Source organism: Pseudomonas gingeri (assembly GCF_013386115.1).
Taxonomy (GTDB): domain Bacteria; phylum Pseudomonadota; class Gammaproteobacteria; order Pseudomonadales; family Pseudomonadaceae; genus Aquipseudomonas; species Aquipseudomonas gingeri.
Genome location: NZ_JACAOR010000007.1, coordinates 97,286 through 113,557, shown reverse-complemented (window position 1 = coordinate 113,557; position 16,272 = coordinate 97,286). Strand labels below are relative to the sequence as shown.

The 16,272-nt window shown below is 60.9% G+C and carries 14 protein-coding genes; 12 read left to right on the top strand and 2 right to left on the bottom strand.

The features are described 5' to 3' along the window. Positions 1 to 16: 16 nt before the first annotated feature. Positions 17 to 901 (bottom strand): MBL fold metallo-hydrolase, encoded by an 885-nt coding sequence (locus HX881_RS13150; RefSeq protein WP_017125778.1) that lies wholly within the window; start codon positions 899 to 901, stop codon positions 17 to 19. A gap of 256 nt (positions 902 to 1,157) precedes the next feature. Between HX881_RS13150 and HX881_RS13145 the strand changes: the two genes are divergently transcribed. The 12 genes from HX881_RS13145 (at position 1,158) to HX881_RS13090 (ending at position 14,726) form a co-directional block, all read left to right on the top strand. Continuing rightward, positions 1,158 to 2,477 (top strand): sigma-54 interaction domain-containing protein, encoded by a 1,320-nt coding sequence (locus HX881_RS13145; RefSeq protein WP_177084876.1) that lies wholly within the window; start codon positions 1,158 to 1,160, stop codon positions 2,475 to 2,477. A gap of 8 nt (positions 2,478 to 2,485) precedes the next feature. Next, on the top strand, positions 2,486 to 3,427 hold the full coding sequence (locus HX881_RS13140) for a glycosyltransferase family protein (RefSeq protein WP_177084874.1): 942 nt from the start codon (positions 2,486 to 2,488) through the stop codon (positions 3,425 to 3,427). Continuing rightward, complete coding sequence (locus HX881_RS13135) at positions 3,424 to 4,362, top strand: hypothetical protein (RefSeq protein WP_177084873.1); 939 nt, start codon at positions 3,424 to 3,426, stop codon at positions 4,360 to 4,362. Before HX881_RS13140 ends, HX881_RS13135 begins: the two co-directional genes overlap by 4 nt. Positions 4,363 to 4,688: 326 nt before the next feature. Continuing rightward, the gene (locus HX881_RS13130) at positions 4,689 to 5,417 is read left to right on the top strand and encodes an autoinducer binding domain-containing protein (RefSeq protein ID WP_177084871.1); all 729 of its coding nucleotides are present in this window, start codon (positions 4,689 to 4,691) and stop codon (positions 5,415 to 5,417) included. Positions 5,418 to 5,763: 346 nt separating this feature from the next. Continuing rightward, positions 5,764 to 6,345 carry an acyl-homoserine-lactone synthase gene (locus tag HX881_RS13125; RefSeq protein WP_246356503.1) on the top strand — a complete coding sequence of 194 codons (582 nt, stop codon included), beginning with the start codon at positions 5,764 to 5,766 and terminating at the stop codon, positions 6,343 to 6,345. 64 nt (positions 6,346 to 6,409) lie between these two features. After that, the gene (locus HX881_RS13120; protein ID WP_177084867.1) at positions 6,410 to 7,840 is read left to right on the top strand and encodes an NAD(P)/FAD-dependent oxidoreductase; all 1,431 of its coding nucleotides are present in this window, start codon (positions 6,410 to 6,412) and stop codon (positions 7,838 to 7,840) included. Continuing rightward, on the top strand, positions 7,837 to 8,685 hold the full coding sequence (locus tag HX881_RS13115; RefSeq protein ID WP_177084865.1) for a N5-glutamine methyltransferase family protein: 849 nt from the start codon (positions 7,837 to 7,839) through the stop codon (positions 8,683 to 8,685). Before HX881_RS13120 ends, HX881_RS13115 begins: the two co-directional genes overlap by 4 nt. Continuing rightward, positions 8,682 to 9,944 (top strand): aminotransferase class I/II-fold pyridoxal phosphate-dependent enzyme, encoded by a 1,263-nt coding sequence (locus HX881_RS13110; protein WP_246356502.1) that lies wholly within the window; start codon positions 8,682 to 8,684, stop codon positions 9,942 to 9,944. Before HX881_RS13115 ends, HX881_RS13110 begins: the two co-directional genes overlap by 4 nt. A gap of 27 nt (positions 9,945 to 9,971) precedes the next feature. Then, complete coding sequence (locus tag HX881_RS13105; protein ID WP_246356501.1) at positions 9,972 to 10,301, top strand: chorismate mutase; 330 nt, start codon at positions 9,972 to 9,974, stop codon at positions 10,299 to 10,301. Between the two features lie 3 nt (positions 10,302 to 10,304). Then, positions 10,305 to 12,350, top strand: coding sequence for an aminodeoxychorismate synthase component I (gene pabB / locus HX881_RS13100; RefSeq protein WP_177084864.1), 2,046 nt, complete (start codon positions 10,305 to 10,307; stop codon positions 12,348 to 12,350). Further along, a complete protein-coding gene (locus tag HX881_RS13095) occupies positions 12,343 to 13,227 on the top strand; it encodes a prephenate dehydrogenase dimerization domain-containing protein (protein WP_177084862.1) in 885 nt (294 codons plus the stop codon). Before pabB ends, HX881_RS13095 begins: the two co-directional genes overlap by 8 nt. Next, positions 13,227 to 14,726, top strand: coding sequence for an MFS transporter (locus HX881_RS13090; RefSeq protein WP_042935198.1), 1,500 nt, complete (start codon positions 13,227 to 13,229; stop codon positions 14,724 to 14,726). The genes HX881_RS13095 and HX881_RS13090 overlap by 1 nt, the downstream gene beginning before the upstream one ends. Before the next feature lie 60 nt (positions 14,727 to 14,786). Here HX881_RS13090 and HX881_RS13085 read toward each other — a convergent pair whose 3' ends face one another. Beyond that, positions 14,787 to 16,259: an MFS transporter gene (locus HX881_RS13085; protein ID WP_017125790.1), complete on the bottom strand. Its 1,473-nt coding sequence runs from the start codon at positions 16,257 to 16,259 to the stop codon at positions 14,787 to 14,789. Positions 16,260 to 16,272: the final 13 nt, after the last annotated feature.

Below are 16,272 nucleotides of genomic sequence, written 5' to 3'. Positions count from 1 at the left end.
GGAGGCGGGTCCTGGTTCAGAGGGCATTGAGCGGGATCTTCAGGTAGCGCATGCCGTTTTCTTCCGGCTCGGGCAGGTGGCCGCTGCGCATGTTGACCTGCACCGAGGGCAGCATCAGCACCGGCATCTCGAGGGTGGCGTCACGGGCTTCGCGCATGCTGACGAAGGTGTCTTCATCGATGCCTTCGTGCACATGGATATTGCGTGCACGCTGTTCGGCGACGGTGGTCATGTACTGCAACTCGCGACCGCCCGGCAGGTAGTCGTGACACATGAACAGCCGGGTCTGCGGCGGCAACGCCAGCAGACTGCGGATCGAGCGATACAGGGTGCGCGCATCGGCGCCGGGGAAGTCGCAGCGGGCGGTGCCGTAGTCGGGCATGAACAGGGTGTCGCCGACAAAGGCCACGGTTTCGTCCTTGTCGCGGATCAGGTAGCTCATGCACGCCGGGGTATGACCCGGGGTGTGCAGGGCCAGGGCCTTGAGGTTGCCGATGGTGAATTCGCTGCTGTCGCCCAGCAGGACGTCGAACTGGCTGCCGTCGCGCTTGAAGTCAGTGCCTTCGTTGAACAGTTCGCCAAACACCTGCTGGACCAGGGTGATGCGGCTGCCGATCGCCACCTTGGCGCCCAGCTGTTCCTTGAGGTAGGCGGCGGCCGACAAGTGATCGGCATGTACATGGGTTTCCAGGATCCATTCGACCCGGGCATCCAGTTCGCGAATCCGCGCGATCATCCGGTCCGCCGACTCCGTGCGGGTGCGCCCGGACTTGGGGTCGTAGTCGAGCACGCTGTCGATCAGCGCGCAGTGGCGGGTCTCGCGGTCCATCACCAGGTAACTGATGGTCCAGGTATTGGGATCGAAAAAGGCTTCTACGGTGAGCTTGTCGCCGATGATCATTGCGTACTCCAGGCAAAGAGGGGGCCCACCTGTCCAGCCGGGTGCCTTCCCTTGTCTGTCAGTGAGTTCAATAAGCATGCCAAGCACGGGTTGCGATTTTTTTACCTGTTCATTGACTTTTGTCAGCGCAATTGCCGAAGTTATCTGGGTGAGATAAATAATTGGCAGAAAATGGCAGTCATTGTGGCAGTCAATGGCAGAGGATGGCAGAAGCACCCCGGCTGTATTAAGCTCCGGCCTTCGCCCGGGAGTCGCCATGAACATCCTTGCCACCGATCTTTCCCACCCGGACATGCAGGCACTGGTGTCCTACCTCGAACACGATCTGCAGCCGACCATCGTCCTCGACACCGAGTACAACATTGTCGCGGCCAACACTGCCTACCAGCGCCAGTTCGGCGTGCAGGGCCGGCCTCATGTCGGCGCCAAGTGTTATCGGGTGTCCCATCAGTTCGCGGTACCCTGTGACCAGGCCGGCGAACACTGCCCGATGCGCAAGGCCTTTGATACGCGCCTGCCGGAACGGGTGCTGCATATCCATCACACGCCACGCGGGCCGGAGCATGTCGATGTGGAGTTGCGCCCGCTGCTGGACCGCCAGGGCGAGGTGGTCGGTTATGTCGAGCGCCTGAACAGTGTCGCGGTGGCCTCGGCGCAGCCCCAGCACCAGGGGCTGGTGGGGCGTTCGGTGGCGTTCAAGGAAGCCTTGACCGCACTGCAGCGGGCCGCGCCGTCGCCGATCCCGGTATTGCTCCAGGGCGAATCGGGCACCGGCAAGGAGCTTTTCGCCAGGGCCCTGCATGAAGGCAGCCCGCGGGCCGGCGGGCCATTGGTGGTGGTCGACTGCACCGGCCTGACCGAGACGCTGCTGGAGAGCGAACTGTTCGGCTACGAGAAGGGCGCCTTTACCGGTGCCTTGCAGCGCAAGATCGGCCTTGCCGAGGCGGCCCATGGCGGCACGCTGTTCCTCGACGAGATCGGCGAAGTGCCGCTGGCGATGCAGGTCAAGCTGCTGCGCCTGATCGAGTCCGGCAGCTTCCGTCCGGTGGGCAGCCTGCGCACCGTGCATTCGGACTTCCGCCTGGTCTGCGCGACCCACAAGCCGCTCAAGGACATGGTCGCGGCGGGCAGTTTCCGCCAGGACCTGTTCTACCGCATCAGCGCCTTCCCGATCCGCCTGCCGGCATTGCGCGAGCGTGGCGACGACCTGCCGCTGCTGATCGACAGCCTGTTGCAGCGCCTGGCACCGGGCGCCGTGCCACGCGTTGATTCGCAGGCGCTGCGGGCACTGACGTTGTACGCCTGGCCGGGCAATATCCGTGAGCTGCGCAATGTGCTGGAGCGGGCGCGGCTGTTTACCGACGATGGGGTGATTCGCGTGCAGGACCTGCCGGCGGAATTGCGTGGCGATATTCCCCGAGTGGCGCCGGTGCGCCAGCGCGGGCGCAACGAACTGGAACAGCTGGCCCATGCCCTGGAGATGTTCGAGGGCTCGCGCAGCGAACTGGCGAAGGAACTGGGCATGAGCGAACGGACCTTGTATCGGCGATTGCAGGCGCTCGGAGTTGGTAGATAATCGTCGAGATGAACGGACTCGTTGTCATCACCACCTATTTCAACCCCTGCGGCTATAGCAGCCGCCGGCACAACTACGACCTGTTTATCGCCGGCATGCGCCGGGCCGGGGTGACCTGCATCACCGTCGAATGCGCGTTCGGCGAGGAACCCTTCGAATTGCCCGCGAGCCTGGACGTGATCCAGGTCCGCGCGCGCACGCTGCTCTGGCAGAAGGAGCGTCTGCTCAACCTGGCCGCCTCCTGGCTGCCGGGAAATTGTCGTTATGTCGCCTGGCTCGACTGCGACATCCTCTTCGACAACCGTTCCTGGGTCGGCGACCTGGTCCGTGTGCTGCGTGAGTACCCGGTGGCGCAGGTCTTCGAAAGCTGCCTGCGCCTGGAACGCGGCAACGTCGAGGGCGCCGTGGCCGACGTCGCGCATTCCTTTGCCGCGGTAATGCGGCGCCAGCCCGACAGCCTCGATGCCGGCCGCTACGACCTGCATGGCCACACCGGCTACGGCTGGGCGATGCGCCGCGAGATCTTCGACGAAGTGGGGCTCTACGAGTGCGCCGTCTCCGGCAGCGCCGACCACTTCATGGCCCATGCGATCTTCGGCGACTACAACTTCTGCATCCGCAATGCCCTCAAGCACGACCCCCGGCAGATCGATCACCTCAAGGCCTGGGGCCGGCGCTTCCACCAACGGGTGCAGGGTCGCCTCGGCGTGGTGCCAGGACGCATTCGCCACCTGTGGCATGGCGACGCCGTGAACCGCCGCTACTTCCTGCGCATGCACGACATCACCGACCTTGGCTTCGATCCCTGGACCGACCTGCAGATCGTCCCCGGCGCGCCGCTGGAGTGGGCCGCAGGGATGGATAAGCCGGGACTGCGCCAGTACTTCGCCAACTACTTTGCCAGCCGCCACGAAGACGGCCTCCAGGCGATCGAGGAGAATCCTGCATGAACGATTTGTCCAACCCGGACCTGGACGACGCCATTGCCGAGCTGGGCAATGTGCTCGAAACCCTCGAACAGCGCGCCGAGGCCAGCGAACGCGCCCTCGGCAAACTGGCGCGCCAGCGCAAGGCCTACCTGAGCCAGGTGACCTACGACCTGCTGCCCAAGCTGTCTTCGGTGGTCCTGGCCAGGCTGCGCGAGCAGGTGCCGGGCTTCGTCACGCTACAGGTGCAGGAAAGCTTCGACACCCAGCGCAAATTTCTCGGCCTGTTTGCCAGCAAGGACTACGCCCATACCCTGGCGTTATTGCAGACCCGGTTGGCCAGCCATCTCGATCAACTCCAGCATGCCGGCCTGCGCGAGCGTAATGACGAGATCGCCCAGGTGTCGGCGCAGCGCGAAGGGCTGCAGTTCCAGCGCCAGGCGACCGGCGAACTGCTGGCATTGCTGCAACAGGCGCGACGGCAGGGCACGCCGTTGCCGCCGCAGGTGCAGGAACAGGTCCGGCACCTGGCGACCCTGGCCCGGGCGGCGCGCAGGAACGATGACCGGACGGATTTCATGGATCGGGATTATCGTGATTACAGCTCCCGCCACGCCAACGACCCGAGTCGTACGACGGTGGACGAGCGGGGGCCGGAGCAGCGCGATAATCCGCTGGACCTGCTGATCTACTGGGCAACGGATATGTCCACGAGCTTGCGCACGCTGGTGATCGATACGGTCGAAGGGGCAAGGCGGGAGGTTGATGAGGTGCGGCGGGAGTTCAGTAGCGAACCGAACGAATCGAGAGCGCCAACGGAATCAGGGGCTGCAGGCTCTTCGCAGTCGTCTTCGGCGGCGGATTCGTTGGTGCCCGCCGCTGTGGCGGTGGGAGTGACGGCTGCGGCGGTGACGGGGGCGGTGATTGCGACGGATGATAGTTTGGGGTTGTTTTCGTGAGAGGTGTAGTGGTCAGAAACCAGACCCTCACACCGTACTGAATCATTTCCGCGTCGAGTCCCTGGCGAATCTGGCGGGCGACCGTGACTTCTTCTCGAGTGGGGTGGTGTCGGGTCGATCCGCGTCCACGGGGCTCGCCGGCCAGGGTGAGTCCCTCCAGTGGATTTATTCGTTCTCTTGTCCCTGATGTACGACCGGAACACTACGTGGATAACTGGGCTTCCCGGTAGCAGGTGGTTGTTTTCAAATATTGCAACACTTATTCCGGGGCGAGTTGTTGTTTCAAGATTTAACTCTGGAGTAGATTGAATTTCTAAAGGAATAGTATGGTGATGCCAATGAGGCAAAATGCTGATTTCATGACGTGGTGGTTCGACGTCAATTCGCGCTTCGCCAATTGTAGTCGGCCGGAGGAGTTGTTTCGCCAGATTGAACATGAAGTTCATCTCATGGGTTTTGATTGTTTTGCCTATGGTTATCGTCGCCCGGTGCCCTTCAACCAGGCCGAAACGCATATCGTGGGCACCTATCCCGGGGAATGGCTCGAGCGCTACAACGATAAGGGCTACGGGGCCATTGACCTCTCGGTGATCAAGGCCCGTAGTCAGGGGCTTGTGATCTGGGAAGAGCATAGCGAATTGCTGGGCTCTGAACTGTTCCGTGAGGCGCGCGAGTGGAATCTGAACATTGGCGCCACCTTTGTGGCCCGGGGGAGGGACCAGACGCTGCACATGCTGGGGATCTCCAGGGCTGAAGACTCTGTTGGCGCTGATGAAGCCCTGCTGCTCAAGCTCAAGTTGAGGTGCATCACGGAGCTGCTTGAGGACAATCTGTCCTGTCCTGACAATCTTGTTCAGGCAGAGGTGTTATTGAGCGGGCGCGAGGTCGAAATCCTGCGTTGGATTGCCGATGGCAAATGCTCCAGGAGTATTTCTGAAATATTGAGTCTTTCAGAACATACCATAAATTATCATGTAAAGAGCATTCAGCGAAAGTTTGGCTCCAGTAACAGGGTGTTGACGGCGGCATATGCGGCGGCGCTTGGTGTTATTTGATCTTGCGGATTTCGTGTTTTTCTTCTGCCTGGATTTCCGTTCTCCGAGTTGTCGGCATGACTGATGGCGGTGTGCCGCTTTTCTTGGGTCGCCTGACCTGAACGACTCTTCGTTCATGTGTGGTGGACTCACCCAATGCTTTTCCTTCTGACTGGTACGTCTTCTCCTGTTTTTTGCACAGGATAAAAGTGTTTCATATTTTTTCGTGATATGTCTGACTACTAATTTTGGTAGTTGCGGTCTTCAGGCTTTATCCATAGTGTTTAAATAATTACAGGAAGTTCTGCCTGATCTGCAAAGGAGGTGCTGTCCGATGTACAGGTTTGTGTGCAGGCGTTTTGCCGATATGGATAAGGATGCACTTGAAAAGTTGGGCCGATTTCGTCATGAGGTGTTCATCGGAAAGTTGCGCTGGGACGTTGTTAGCTTGCATCCGCTGCCAGGCATAGAAATTGATCAGTTTGATACGGATGGAACAATTTTCATCACTGCCCTGGATAATAAAGGGCAAGTGGTTGGTTGTACTCGCCTGTTGCCGACAACTCAGCCTTATCTGCTTGGCGAGGTTTTTCCCCGACTCTGTGACAAGCCCGTTCCCCGTGATGCGAAAATCTGGGAATTGTCGCGCTATGCAGCTATTCCCGAGGTCTCGGGGACGCTCGGCATCAGCCTGTTCAAGGTCTCCATGCAGTTCGCCCACATGCAGGGCGTTCGTGATGTGGTGGCTGTGACCACGCAATCGCTGGAGCGTTACTTTCTGCGTCATGGTGTAGAGCTACGCAGACTGGGTGGATCCCTGAGCAGGGGCAAGGACAAGCTGGTTGCATTGTGTTTTCCCACTCATCAGTTCCTGAACTTCATTCACAGGGTGAACCTGGATGAAACATTGCAAGAGCATATCGATAACAAGTCGATTATTGCTCTCTAGTTTTTTTCAGGCCTGAAGTTCGGGTTTCGGTTTAAGTTTTAAGTGTTTTTCTGCGGAGATAAAGATGATCTACGATGTTGTTGTGGTCGGTAGCGGTGCTATTGGTGGCTCCATTGCATTCGAACTCGCAAGTCGCGGACTCAAAGTCTGCCGGGTGGGGGAAATAAACAGGATCAATGCGGCATCCAGAGCGGCAGGCGCGATGAATGGCTGTTTTGGCGAGATTACCAACGGTCTGTTGGCCAGCGAACATGGTCGCCTGAAACTGGCGATGGATATCCAGGCCAAGGGCGTGTGGGGGCAATGGGCCGAGCGTCTTGCCCAGGCCTCCGGCAATCGCGAGGAGTTGCTGACGGCCCGTGGTACCCACGTCATCCTGAACTCTGCCGGCATGGCGGAAATCGACAGCGTCAACTATGCCGCTATCGAGAAATCCCTGGTTGATCACAAGGTCCCCTACCGCGAGGTCGCTCCTGAGCGGCTGGATTGGATCAAGGCCAACGACCTGGTCCGGCCGATGCAGGCACTGCTGATCCCCGATGAAAACGCGCTCGATTCGCACCTGCTCCTTGAAAAACTGGATGCCGCCCTGTTGGGATGCGGCGGTGAACTTGTCACGAGCAATGCCCGCAGCCTGATAACCGAAGGTCGGGTTGCCACGGGAGTGGTGCTGGAGAATGGCCAGCAAATTGCCGGCAAGCAGGTAGTCGTGGCGGCCGGTGTCCAATCGTTGGAGCTGTTCGACGCCCTGGACGATATTAAGACGCGGATTCCCCCACTGTTCGCCGGTTACGGCGTGTCCATCCTGGCCAGGCTCAAGCCGGGGCAGACTACCCCCTCGACCGTTATTCGAACGCCCAACAGGGCCTTCGCCTGTGGCTTGCACTGTGTGCCGCGCTCGGCCGACCTGCTGTATATCGGCGCAACCAACATCCTGGCTGAAGAACCTCGTTCCCATGCGTTGATTTCCGATGTGCAGTTCCTGCTCGACTGTGCGGTCGACCAGCTCAACCTGGATTTGCATGATGCCGAGGTCGTCAATATCCAGGTGGGGAACCGGCCTATTCCAGCCGATGGTTTTCCGCTGATCGGCCAATGCGAGTACGAGGGCCTCTGGCTGGCCACCGGCACCTACCGGGATGGCCTGCATCAATCGCCGCTGCTGGCGTCCTGGATGGCGGACCAGATACAGGGAGTGCCCAACGGTCTCGACCTGTCCTCCTTCGCACCGGTACGCAAGCCGCTTCAGGGGCTTGCGCGCAGCAGTACGGTCGCCGAGACGGTGAAACAGATGTTCGCCACGGGCTATGAGTACCGCTGGGACATCAAGCCTTACTGGACGCCACTGCTCGACAAGGGCATGACCGACAACTACACGAGATTGATCGAGTCGTTGCACCCGCATTTCACTCCGCCGCCCGAACTGGTTGCCTTTTCCTATCTGTACCGTTCGATGTACGAGCGTCTGGCGCGCTACTACGAGGCCTGGTCATGATCCATTCACAGCTTGAGCATGAGCACGTCACGGCATTGGAGAACCTGACGAAAGCGGGTGTATGGGACCCCCTGGGTGATCTGCGGGCCATTGCGGGCAAGCACTTTTCTTCCGGGCTCGAGCCCGATGGCCACAGGTTGTCGGCGTTTCAGCTGGATGTGGCTGAGCGCTGTGCCCGGACGCCCCTGGGGCACATCCTGGGATACACCGATTTTGCCGATCTGCGCTTCGTCGTGGGCAGTGGCGCATTCATCCCGCGCTTGCAAAGCATGGCGATGGTGCGGTGGATCGAGGAGAACCTGCCACTCGATAGCCATTCGATGGTGTATGACCTGTGCTCGGGAGTAGGTGCAATCGGCCTGTCGATCTGGTCCAGATCCGGGGCCAGGGTGGTCTGTGTCGAAAACGACCCGATCGCCCAGGCTTACCTCGGGCGCAACATCCATCGGCTCTGCCAGGGGCGTCCGGACGTGACGTTGTGCGAGGGGGATATCAGCAGGCTCGACAAGTTCGAACAGGCGCGTGGCAGCGTCGACGTAGTCGTGTCCAACCCTCCGTATGTCTCGGCGGGGACCGAGCTTCTGCCCGAGTGGGGCATTCATCATCCTTCCGGCGCCATTTACGCGGGTGACCAGGGCGGCGAGTTGATCGAGGCGTCGGCGCGACTGGCCGACCTCATCCTCAAGCCGAAGGGGGCGCTGCTGATCGAGCATGGCGAAGCGCAGGGGCATCGGGTCAGGTCGCTGCTCGAACAGTATGGTTTTGACTCGGTTCGTACTTGTGTCGATGGACGTTTTGGCGATTCGACGGGACCTGCCGTCGTGACTGTAGGGAGAAAGGCATGAACAACATGGACTCACGCCTGGCGGCAGCCACCCATGACAACTGGATGACGATTCGCCAGCAGCGCACCAGTGGGGCGCTCGGTAGCGCGTCGGATGATGGCCTGACCGGTTTCGAGGTGGTTTCACGCAAAGGCAAGGAAGTGGAGTTGGCCGATGGCTCGACCTGCACGGAGTTTATTTCATGCTCCTATCTGGGACTTGAAAGCCATCCCAAGCTGATCATGGCGGCGCAGTCGGCCCTCGAGCGAATCGGCATCCACCTGTCGGCCAGTCGCAGCGCCATGAGCCCGGTCTATCTGCGGCAGCTCGAACAGTTGCTGGGCGAGATCTATCTTGGAGCCAGCGTGACGGTATTCACCTCCACCAGCAATGCCCACCTCGGTGTATTGCCGTTGCTGGGCAGTGGCACAATGGAAGGCTATCCGATCAGGCGCTCGGTCATGTGGCTGATCGATCGAACCGCCCACGCCTCGATGCAGGTTCTGCGAGGGGTCATGTCGCAGTTCGGCGCGGTCAAGCGAGTCGATACCCAGGACATCGATGCGCTCAGGCAGGCACTGGTGCAATGTGACAGGGAGCAGATTACCCCCGTCCTGCTGATTGACGGGGTCGGCTCGATGTCGGATCTGCTCCCGGTGGGTGAGCTGAGCGAGTTGCTGCAGGCCTATGGCGGCTACCTCTATATCGACGACGCCCATGGCATTTCGATTACCGGCAGGCATGGTGCCGGTTATGCCTTCGAGAATCTGAGCTACCGGTTGCCAGCCAATACCCTCATCGCGGGCTCGTTGAGCAAGGCATTTGGTGGTGCGGGCGGTTTCATCGTGCTCAAGCCCGGCTACAACGCGGCGCAGCTACGGGCGTTGGCCAATCCGCTGGTGTTCGGTCACACCATTTCCGTGCCACTGCAGGCGGCAAACGTCGCAGCTGCGCAGATTCACCTGTCCTCCGAGATATCGTCCCTGCAGGACGCGTTGTGGGCGAACGTGCGGAGTCTCGACGCCCAGGTCTCGCAGCGCATGATGAATGCCTCCTTGCGTGCTCCCATCCGTGGAGCCCTGTTCGAGTCGGAACGGCAGGGGGTCATGGCGGCCAGTGCCCTGCGGGCCTCGGGGCTGATCGTGTTTCCAGTGTTCTATCCGATCGTGGAGACCGGCAAGGCCATGCTGCGTTGCGCCGTCTCGGCAGTTCATACACCGGGACAGATCAACGCGCTGGCCTGTCAGCTCAATCAGCAACTGGGCCGGGCATCGGCCTGACGACGATAAACAGCAAGGACCATGTCAATGAATGCAGAAAGGAATGCTGCGTCGGCGGAGCGGGATCTTCAGCCGTGTCGTCAGCAGTTGGACCGGATCAACCAGTCGCTTGTTGATCTGTTGGCCCAGCGCATGGACGTATGCCGGACGATCGCCGGGATCAAGCACGTGAGCGGAATCCCGATGATGCAACCGCACCGGATCACCTCGACGCTGGACCAGGTGATGGCGTTATCGCGATCTCGTCAGCTGCGTCCGGAATACCTGGAGCGGGTGTTCGAGTTGATCATCAAGGAAACCTGCGATGAGGAACTGCGCATCATGGATGCTCTCGATCAGTCACGTGTGGAGGAATGAGGCATGCGTACACTGATTGTCGATAACTTCGACTCCTTTACCAACAATATTGCCCAGTACATCTACGAGGCTTGCGGCGAACAGCCTGAGATCGTGCCCAATTCCACCGCTTTCGAGGACCTCGACCTGGAGGGTTACGATGCCGTCATCCTCTCCCCGGGCCCCGGACATCCTGCCCGCAACGCCGACTTTGGCGTGTGCCGGGAGGTGCTGGCACGTGCCCGGATCCCGGTGCTTGGGGTTTGCCTGGGGCACCAGGGGATCAACTGCTTCTTCGGTGGTGCGGTCGAGCACGCACCGGAACCCGTACATGGCTACCGTACCCGCATCATTCATTCGGGCAGCGGCCTGTTTGCCGGAATTCCACAGGCATTCGAGGTGGTCCGCTATCACTCGCTGGTGTGCACGCAGGTTCCATCCTGCCTGGAAGTGACCGCACGCTCCGACTGTGGCCTGATCATGGGGCTCGCTCATCGTGAGCGGGCAATCTGGGGCGTGCAGTTCCACCCGGAGTCCATCGACTCGGAATATGGCTTGCAGGTTATCCGCAATTTCGTGCGTCTTGTCGCTGATGCGCGAGGTCGCCAGAATTGCGAACAGGAGATCGATCCTGTGCGACGGGCATTGCAAGTTGCGGGTGGTTCGATGGAGCTGTCGTTTGACTTCCAACTCATTGAGCAAGCTCCAGGGCCATCGCAGATGTTCAAGGCCCATTTCGCAGAACGGCCGGCGGCCTTCTGGCTCGACAGCGAATTGTCGGATCGGCCGCAAGCCAGGTACTCGGTGATGGGCGCCTGTGATCGCGACTCGGCGCTGGTATTCAGGTATGACGTCAATCGTCGGCGCCTGTCGATCGAGGGGCCCACGGGGCAGGCGAGTCTCGAGGGGGATTTCTTCGAGTTGATGGCCGGCATCGTCGAGCACCTCGGGGCGGCCCGCCAGTCCGAGGCGCCGTTTCCCTTCAGTGCCGGCCTGATCGGCTACCTGGGGTACGAACTCAAGGCCCTGACCGCTACCGGCGTGTGCAACACGCATGTGTCCGAATTGCCCGATGCGCTGTTCTACCTACCGCAGAACATGCTGGTCTTCGATCACCGGAATGAACTCACCTATCTCTGTCACCTGTGGGGTGAGCGTCTTGTGCTAAGACCCACCGGCGATGCCGAGCAACCGCGCTACCAACCCTTCGCTCCCGGGCCGGTGGCCGAGTCGGCGCTGCAACTGGCCGACTGCTCGAAGGCCTACATCGAAAAGGTCAATCTGTGCCTGCAGCAGATCGTCGATGGCGAGTCATATGAAATCTGCCTGACCAACCGTGCGAGCCTGGAGTGTACGGATGATCCGCTAAACGGCTATCTGCGCATGCGCAGCATCAGTCCCGTGCCCTATGGTGCCTATATCGACACCGGGGAGTTCTCCATCCTCAGCGCGTCCCCCGAGACGTTCCTGTCAATCGATGGCTGCGGCCGCATTGCCTCCCGCCCCATCAAGGGCACACGTCCGCGGGGACTTGACCTGGAGCAGGATGATCAGCTCAAGCGCGAGCTGGCGAGTTCGGCCAAGGACCGTGCAGAAAACCTGATGATTGTCGATCTGGTGCGTCACGACCTGAACAGTATCTGTGTGCCGGGCTCGGTGAAAGTGCCGAAAGCGTTCGATATCGAAAGCTATTCATCGGTACATCAATTGGTCTCGACCGTCGAAGGACAGTTGCGTGCGGGGGTCGATTCGTTCGCGGCGATCAAGGCCTGTTTCCCTGGCGGCTCGATGACCGGTGCGCCGAAAGTACGCACCATGGAAATCATCGACAAGCTGGAGTCCTCCGCACGTGGCATCTATTCCGGGGCCCTGGGCTGGATCGGCCTGGATGGTTACATCGACCTCAGCATTGTCATCAGGACGACGGTGATCAAGGACGGCATGGCCCGTTTCGGCATTGGTGGGGCAATCGTGGCCGCCTCCGATCCGGCAGAGGAGATGCATGAGACGCTGGTCAAGGCCAGTGTGCCATTCCATAGCATCAGCGCGAGGGAGATAGCCGTTGAATAATTTTCTGATCCTGGGTGGGGCCGGCATCGTAGGCAGCTTTGTTGCGAGGATGTTGCAGGAGCGCGGATACGAACCGACGATCGTGGACCTTGTACCCTCGACCCTTGCAGTCGATCACCGGGTAATGGACGCGCTGGGTTTGCCCGAGCAGGCACCGGGGTTGCTCGAGTCCACCGACGCTATCGTCCTCGCCTTGCCCGAAGACGTCGCGATACAGGTGCTTGAGCGTTATGCGGGAGCCTTGGCCTCGATCCAGGTCATCATCAATACCTGTTCGGTGCAGGGACCTTTCCAGCGCAGGGCCGAGTCGTTGTTTCCCGACGTGCCTTGCGTTGGCATCAATCCCATGTTTTCCCCGACGCTCGACTGTCGCGGGCGTCCGGTGGTGGTGTGTGAGCGTACGGCCAGCAAGGCGGGAGACTGGTTCGAGACACTGTTGCACGAACAGGACATGCAGGTGAGGCGCCTGTCGCCGGATGAGCATGACCAGGCGATGGCTGTATGCCAGGCATTGCCCCATGCCGCCATCCTTGCGTTTACTTTTGCATTGTCGAGGAGCCAGTGCGACCTGGAAACGATACAGGCGCTGGCACCGCCGCCAATGAGGACTCTGCTGAGCCTGTCGGCGCGGATCCTGCTCAATGCGCCTGTCACTTACTGGGATATCCAGAAACATAACAGTGCAGGTCAGTTGCAGCGTGATCGACTGTCGGACAGCCTGGCTATGCTGGACCAGCTGTGCGGGCTCGATACTCCGGAGCGCTTCGCCGAGGAAATTGTCGCGGTGCGCCGGCAACTGGGCGGCTACGTGGATGAATACGGAAAAACCTGTGAAACACTATTCAATGTTCTAAGTCCTTCGGGGAGAAATGACTGATGCAGGGAGCAGCAAGTCCACTGGTTTCAATCCTCAAGGATCGCTCAAAGGGCGCGGCGTTACTCGTCATCATGCTACCGGTACTGCTGGTGACCATCGATAACACCATTCTCAGCTTCGCCCTACCACGTATCGTGACGGCGTTGGCGCCCTCGGCCGCCGAACAGTTGTGGATGATCGACGCTTATTCCCTGGTGCTGGCCGGCTTGCTGGTCACCATGGGCAGTACCGGCGATCGTGTCGGGCATCGCCGGATGCTGTGCCTGGGCTGCAGCGGCTTCGCCGTCATTTCGGTCCTGGTAGTCTTTTCCCAGCAAGCCTGGCACTTGATCGCCGGCCGGGTGTTGCTGGGCTGCTTTGGGGCCATGATCCTGCCGGCAACCCTGGCCCTGATTCGCACGGCTTTCGAGGACCGCGAAGAGCGTCGCCTGGCGGTGGCGGTCTGGGCAACCTGCCTGACCATCGGTTCGGCATTGGGGCCGCTGCTGGGAGGCTTGTTGTTGCAGTATTTCGACTGGCAAGCGGTATTTCTGGTGGCTTTGCCTTTCCTGTTGCCGGTGCTGTTGCTGGCTTCGTCGATCACCGAATCGTCAAGGCAGCAAGGGGCGCCGACCGATTACCTGAGCATTCTGCTGAGCCTGGGGGCCATGACCGGTACCATGCTGGCTCTCAAGCATCTGGCGACGGTCGGAGCCGATACCCAGGCGCTGCTCTGGGCGTTGGCCGGTGTGCTGATGGGTGTGCTCTTCGTCCGTCGCCAACTGCTGCTGGAGCAACCCCTTCTGGACCTCAGGCTGTTCGCCTGGCCAGTATTCAGCGTATCGATCACGGTCAACCTGGTGAGCCTGGGAATGCTGATCGGTTTCATTTTCTTCGCCACCCAGTTGCTGCAACTGGTGTTCGGGATGTCGCCGCTGATGGCCAGCCTGATTCTCGTACCCGGCCAGGCGCTGGCAATTGTCGCCGGCATGGCCATTGTGCCGGTTGCGCAACGGGTCGCGCCGAACCGGGTCATCAGCGGCTGCCTGCTGGTTGCGGCAGCGGCCTTTACGGTGATGGCTCTGTTCCCGGCGACGATGCTGACGGTGTGCGTAGCGTTCATATTGTTGAATGTCAGCGTGGCAGCCATCACCAGCGTATCCAACGATCTGGTGCTGTGCTCGGTGCCCGCCGAGAGCGCGGGCAGCGCTTCGTCAGTCAGCGAGACGGCCTATGAGGTTGGCGTGGTGCTGGGGACCACCTTGATCGGAGGGGCAGTGGCGGCCCTCTATCGTTTGTCGCTGGCCTTGCCGGAGGGGGTGTCCGAAGAGGTTGTGAAAGCAGCGCAAACGCTGGGCGGCGCGCATGCCATCAGCCAAACCCGGTCCGACGCTGCGACCGTGGGGTTGTTGGAGGCTGTCAATGCGGCATTTCGAGAGAGCGTTGCTATTTCCAGTGGCATGGTGGCGGGGGCAACCGTGCTGTTTGCACTGCTGACCTACCGCTACCTGCGCAGATAGAAACCGCCAGCAATGTCTCAAGACGGGGTATTGCCGCTTCTGCGGGAATACCCCGTCAGCTCAATCACTCACCTGCGACAACGGCCTGGCCACATGCTCCAGCGAGCGCCGTTCCGCCGCCACACCCCAGATCGCCTGGATCACCGCCGCGGCAATCATCAGTGCTGCGCCGATCAGGTAGCCGTAGAGCACATTGGTGCGCTCGCCGGTTTCGATCAGGGCACCGAACAGGGTCGGGCCGATCAGGCCGCCCAGGCCGGTGCCGAAGGCGTAGAACACGGCGATGGCCAGGGCGCGGATCTCCAGCGGGAAGGTTTCGGCCACGGTGAGGTAGGCCGAGCTGGCCGCCGCGGAGGCGAAGAAGAAAATCACCACCCAGGCGATGGTTTGCTGGGTGGCGTCGATCATCTGCTGCTGGAACAGATAGCCGCTGAAACAGAGCAGCACGCCGGAAATCAGGTAGGTGCTGCTGATCATGATGCGCCGGCCAATCACGTCGAACAGGCGGCCCAGCAGCAGCGGCCCGCAGAAGTTGCCGAGGGCGAAGGGCAGCAGGTACCAGCCGATATGCGCGGAAGGCACGTCATAGAAATTGGTCAGCACCAGCGCATAGGTGAAGAAGATGGCGTTGTAGAAAAATGCCTGGGCGGTGAGCAGGGTCAGCCCGACCATCGCTCGACGGCGGTGATCGACGAACAGGCTGTGGAACACCTCCCGCAGTGGCGTATGGTCGCGGGCCCGCAAACGTAGGGGCGGCTCCTGCATCGCAGGTATCTCGATGCCGCGTTCGTGGTAATGGCGTTCGATCTCGGCGACGATGCGTTCCGCTTCTTCCGGGTGGTTGTGGATCATCAGCCAGCGCGGGCTCTCCGGGACCCACAGGCGCAGCAGCATGATGATCAGCCCGAGCACCGCGCCAATGCCGAAGCACAGCCGCCAGCCCAGTTCGCCGCCGGCCACGTCTGGGTCGAGCAGGATCACCGAGCCCACCGCGCCCAGGGCGGCGCCGATCCAGAAGGTGCCATTGATGGTCAGGTCGACCCAACCGCGATAGCGGGCCGGGGTGAACTCCTGGATGGTGGAGTTGATGGCTGTGTATTCGCCGCCGATACCCGCGCCAGTGAGGAAGCGGAACAACAGGAAGCTCCACAGGCTCCAGGAAAAGGCCGTGGCCGCCGTGGCGCCGATGTACAGGAACAGGGTGATGAAAAACAGCTTGCGCCGGCCCAGGCGATCGGTCAGCCAGCCGAAGAACAACGCGCCCAGCACCGCGCCGGCAATATAGGTGGCGCCGGCCAGCCCGATCTCGGTGTTGCTCATGGCCAGGACCGGGCTGTCCTTGAGCGCTCCGGATACGGCGCCTGCGAGTGTCACTTCGAGGCCGTCGAGCAACCAGGTGATGCCCAGCGCCAGCACCAGCAGGGTGTGAAAACGGGTCCACGGCAGGCGGTCGAGGCGAGCGGGAATGTCCGTGCTGTAGCAGCGCTCGTCCGCTGGGGCGTCGGCGGCATGTTGCAGGGCCTGGGTCGTCATGGTCACTCCTGTT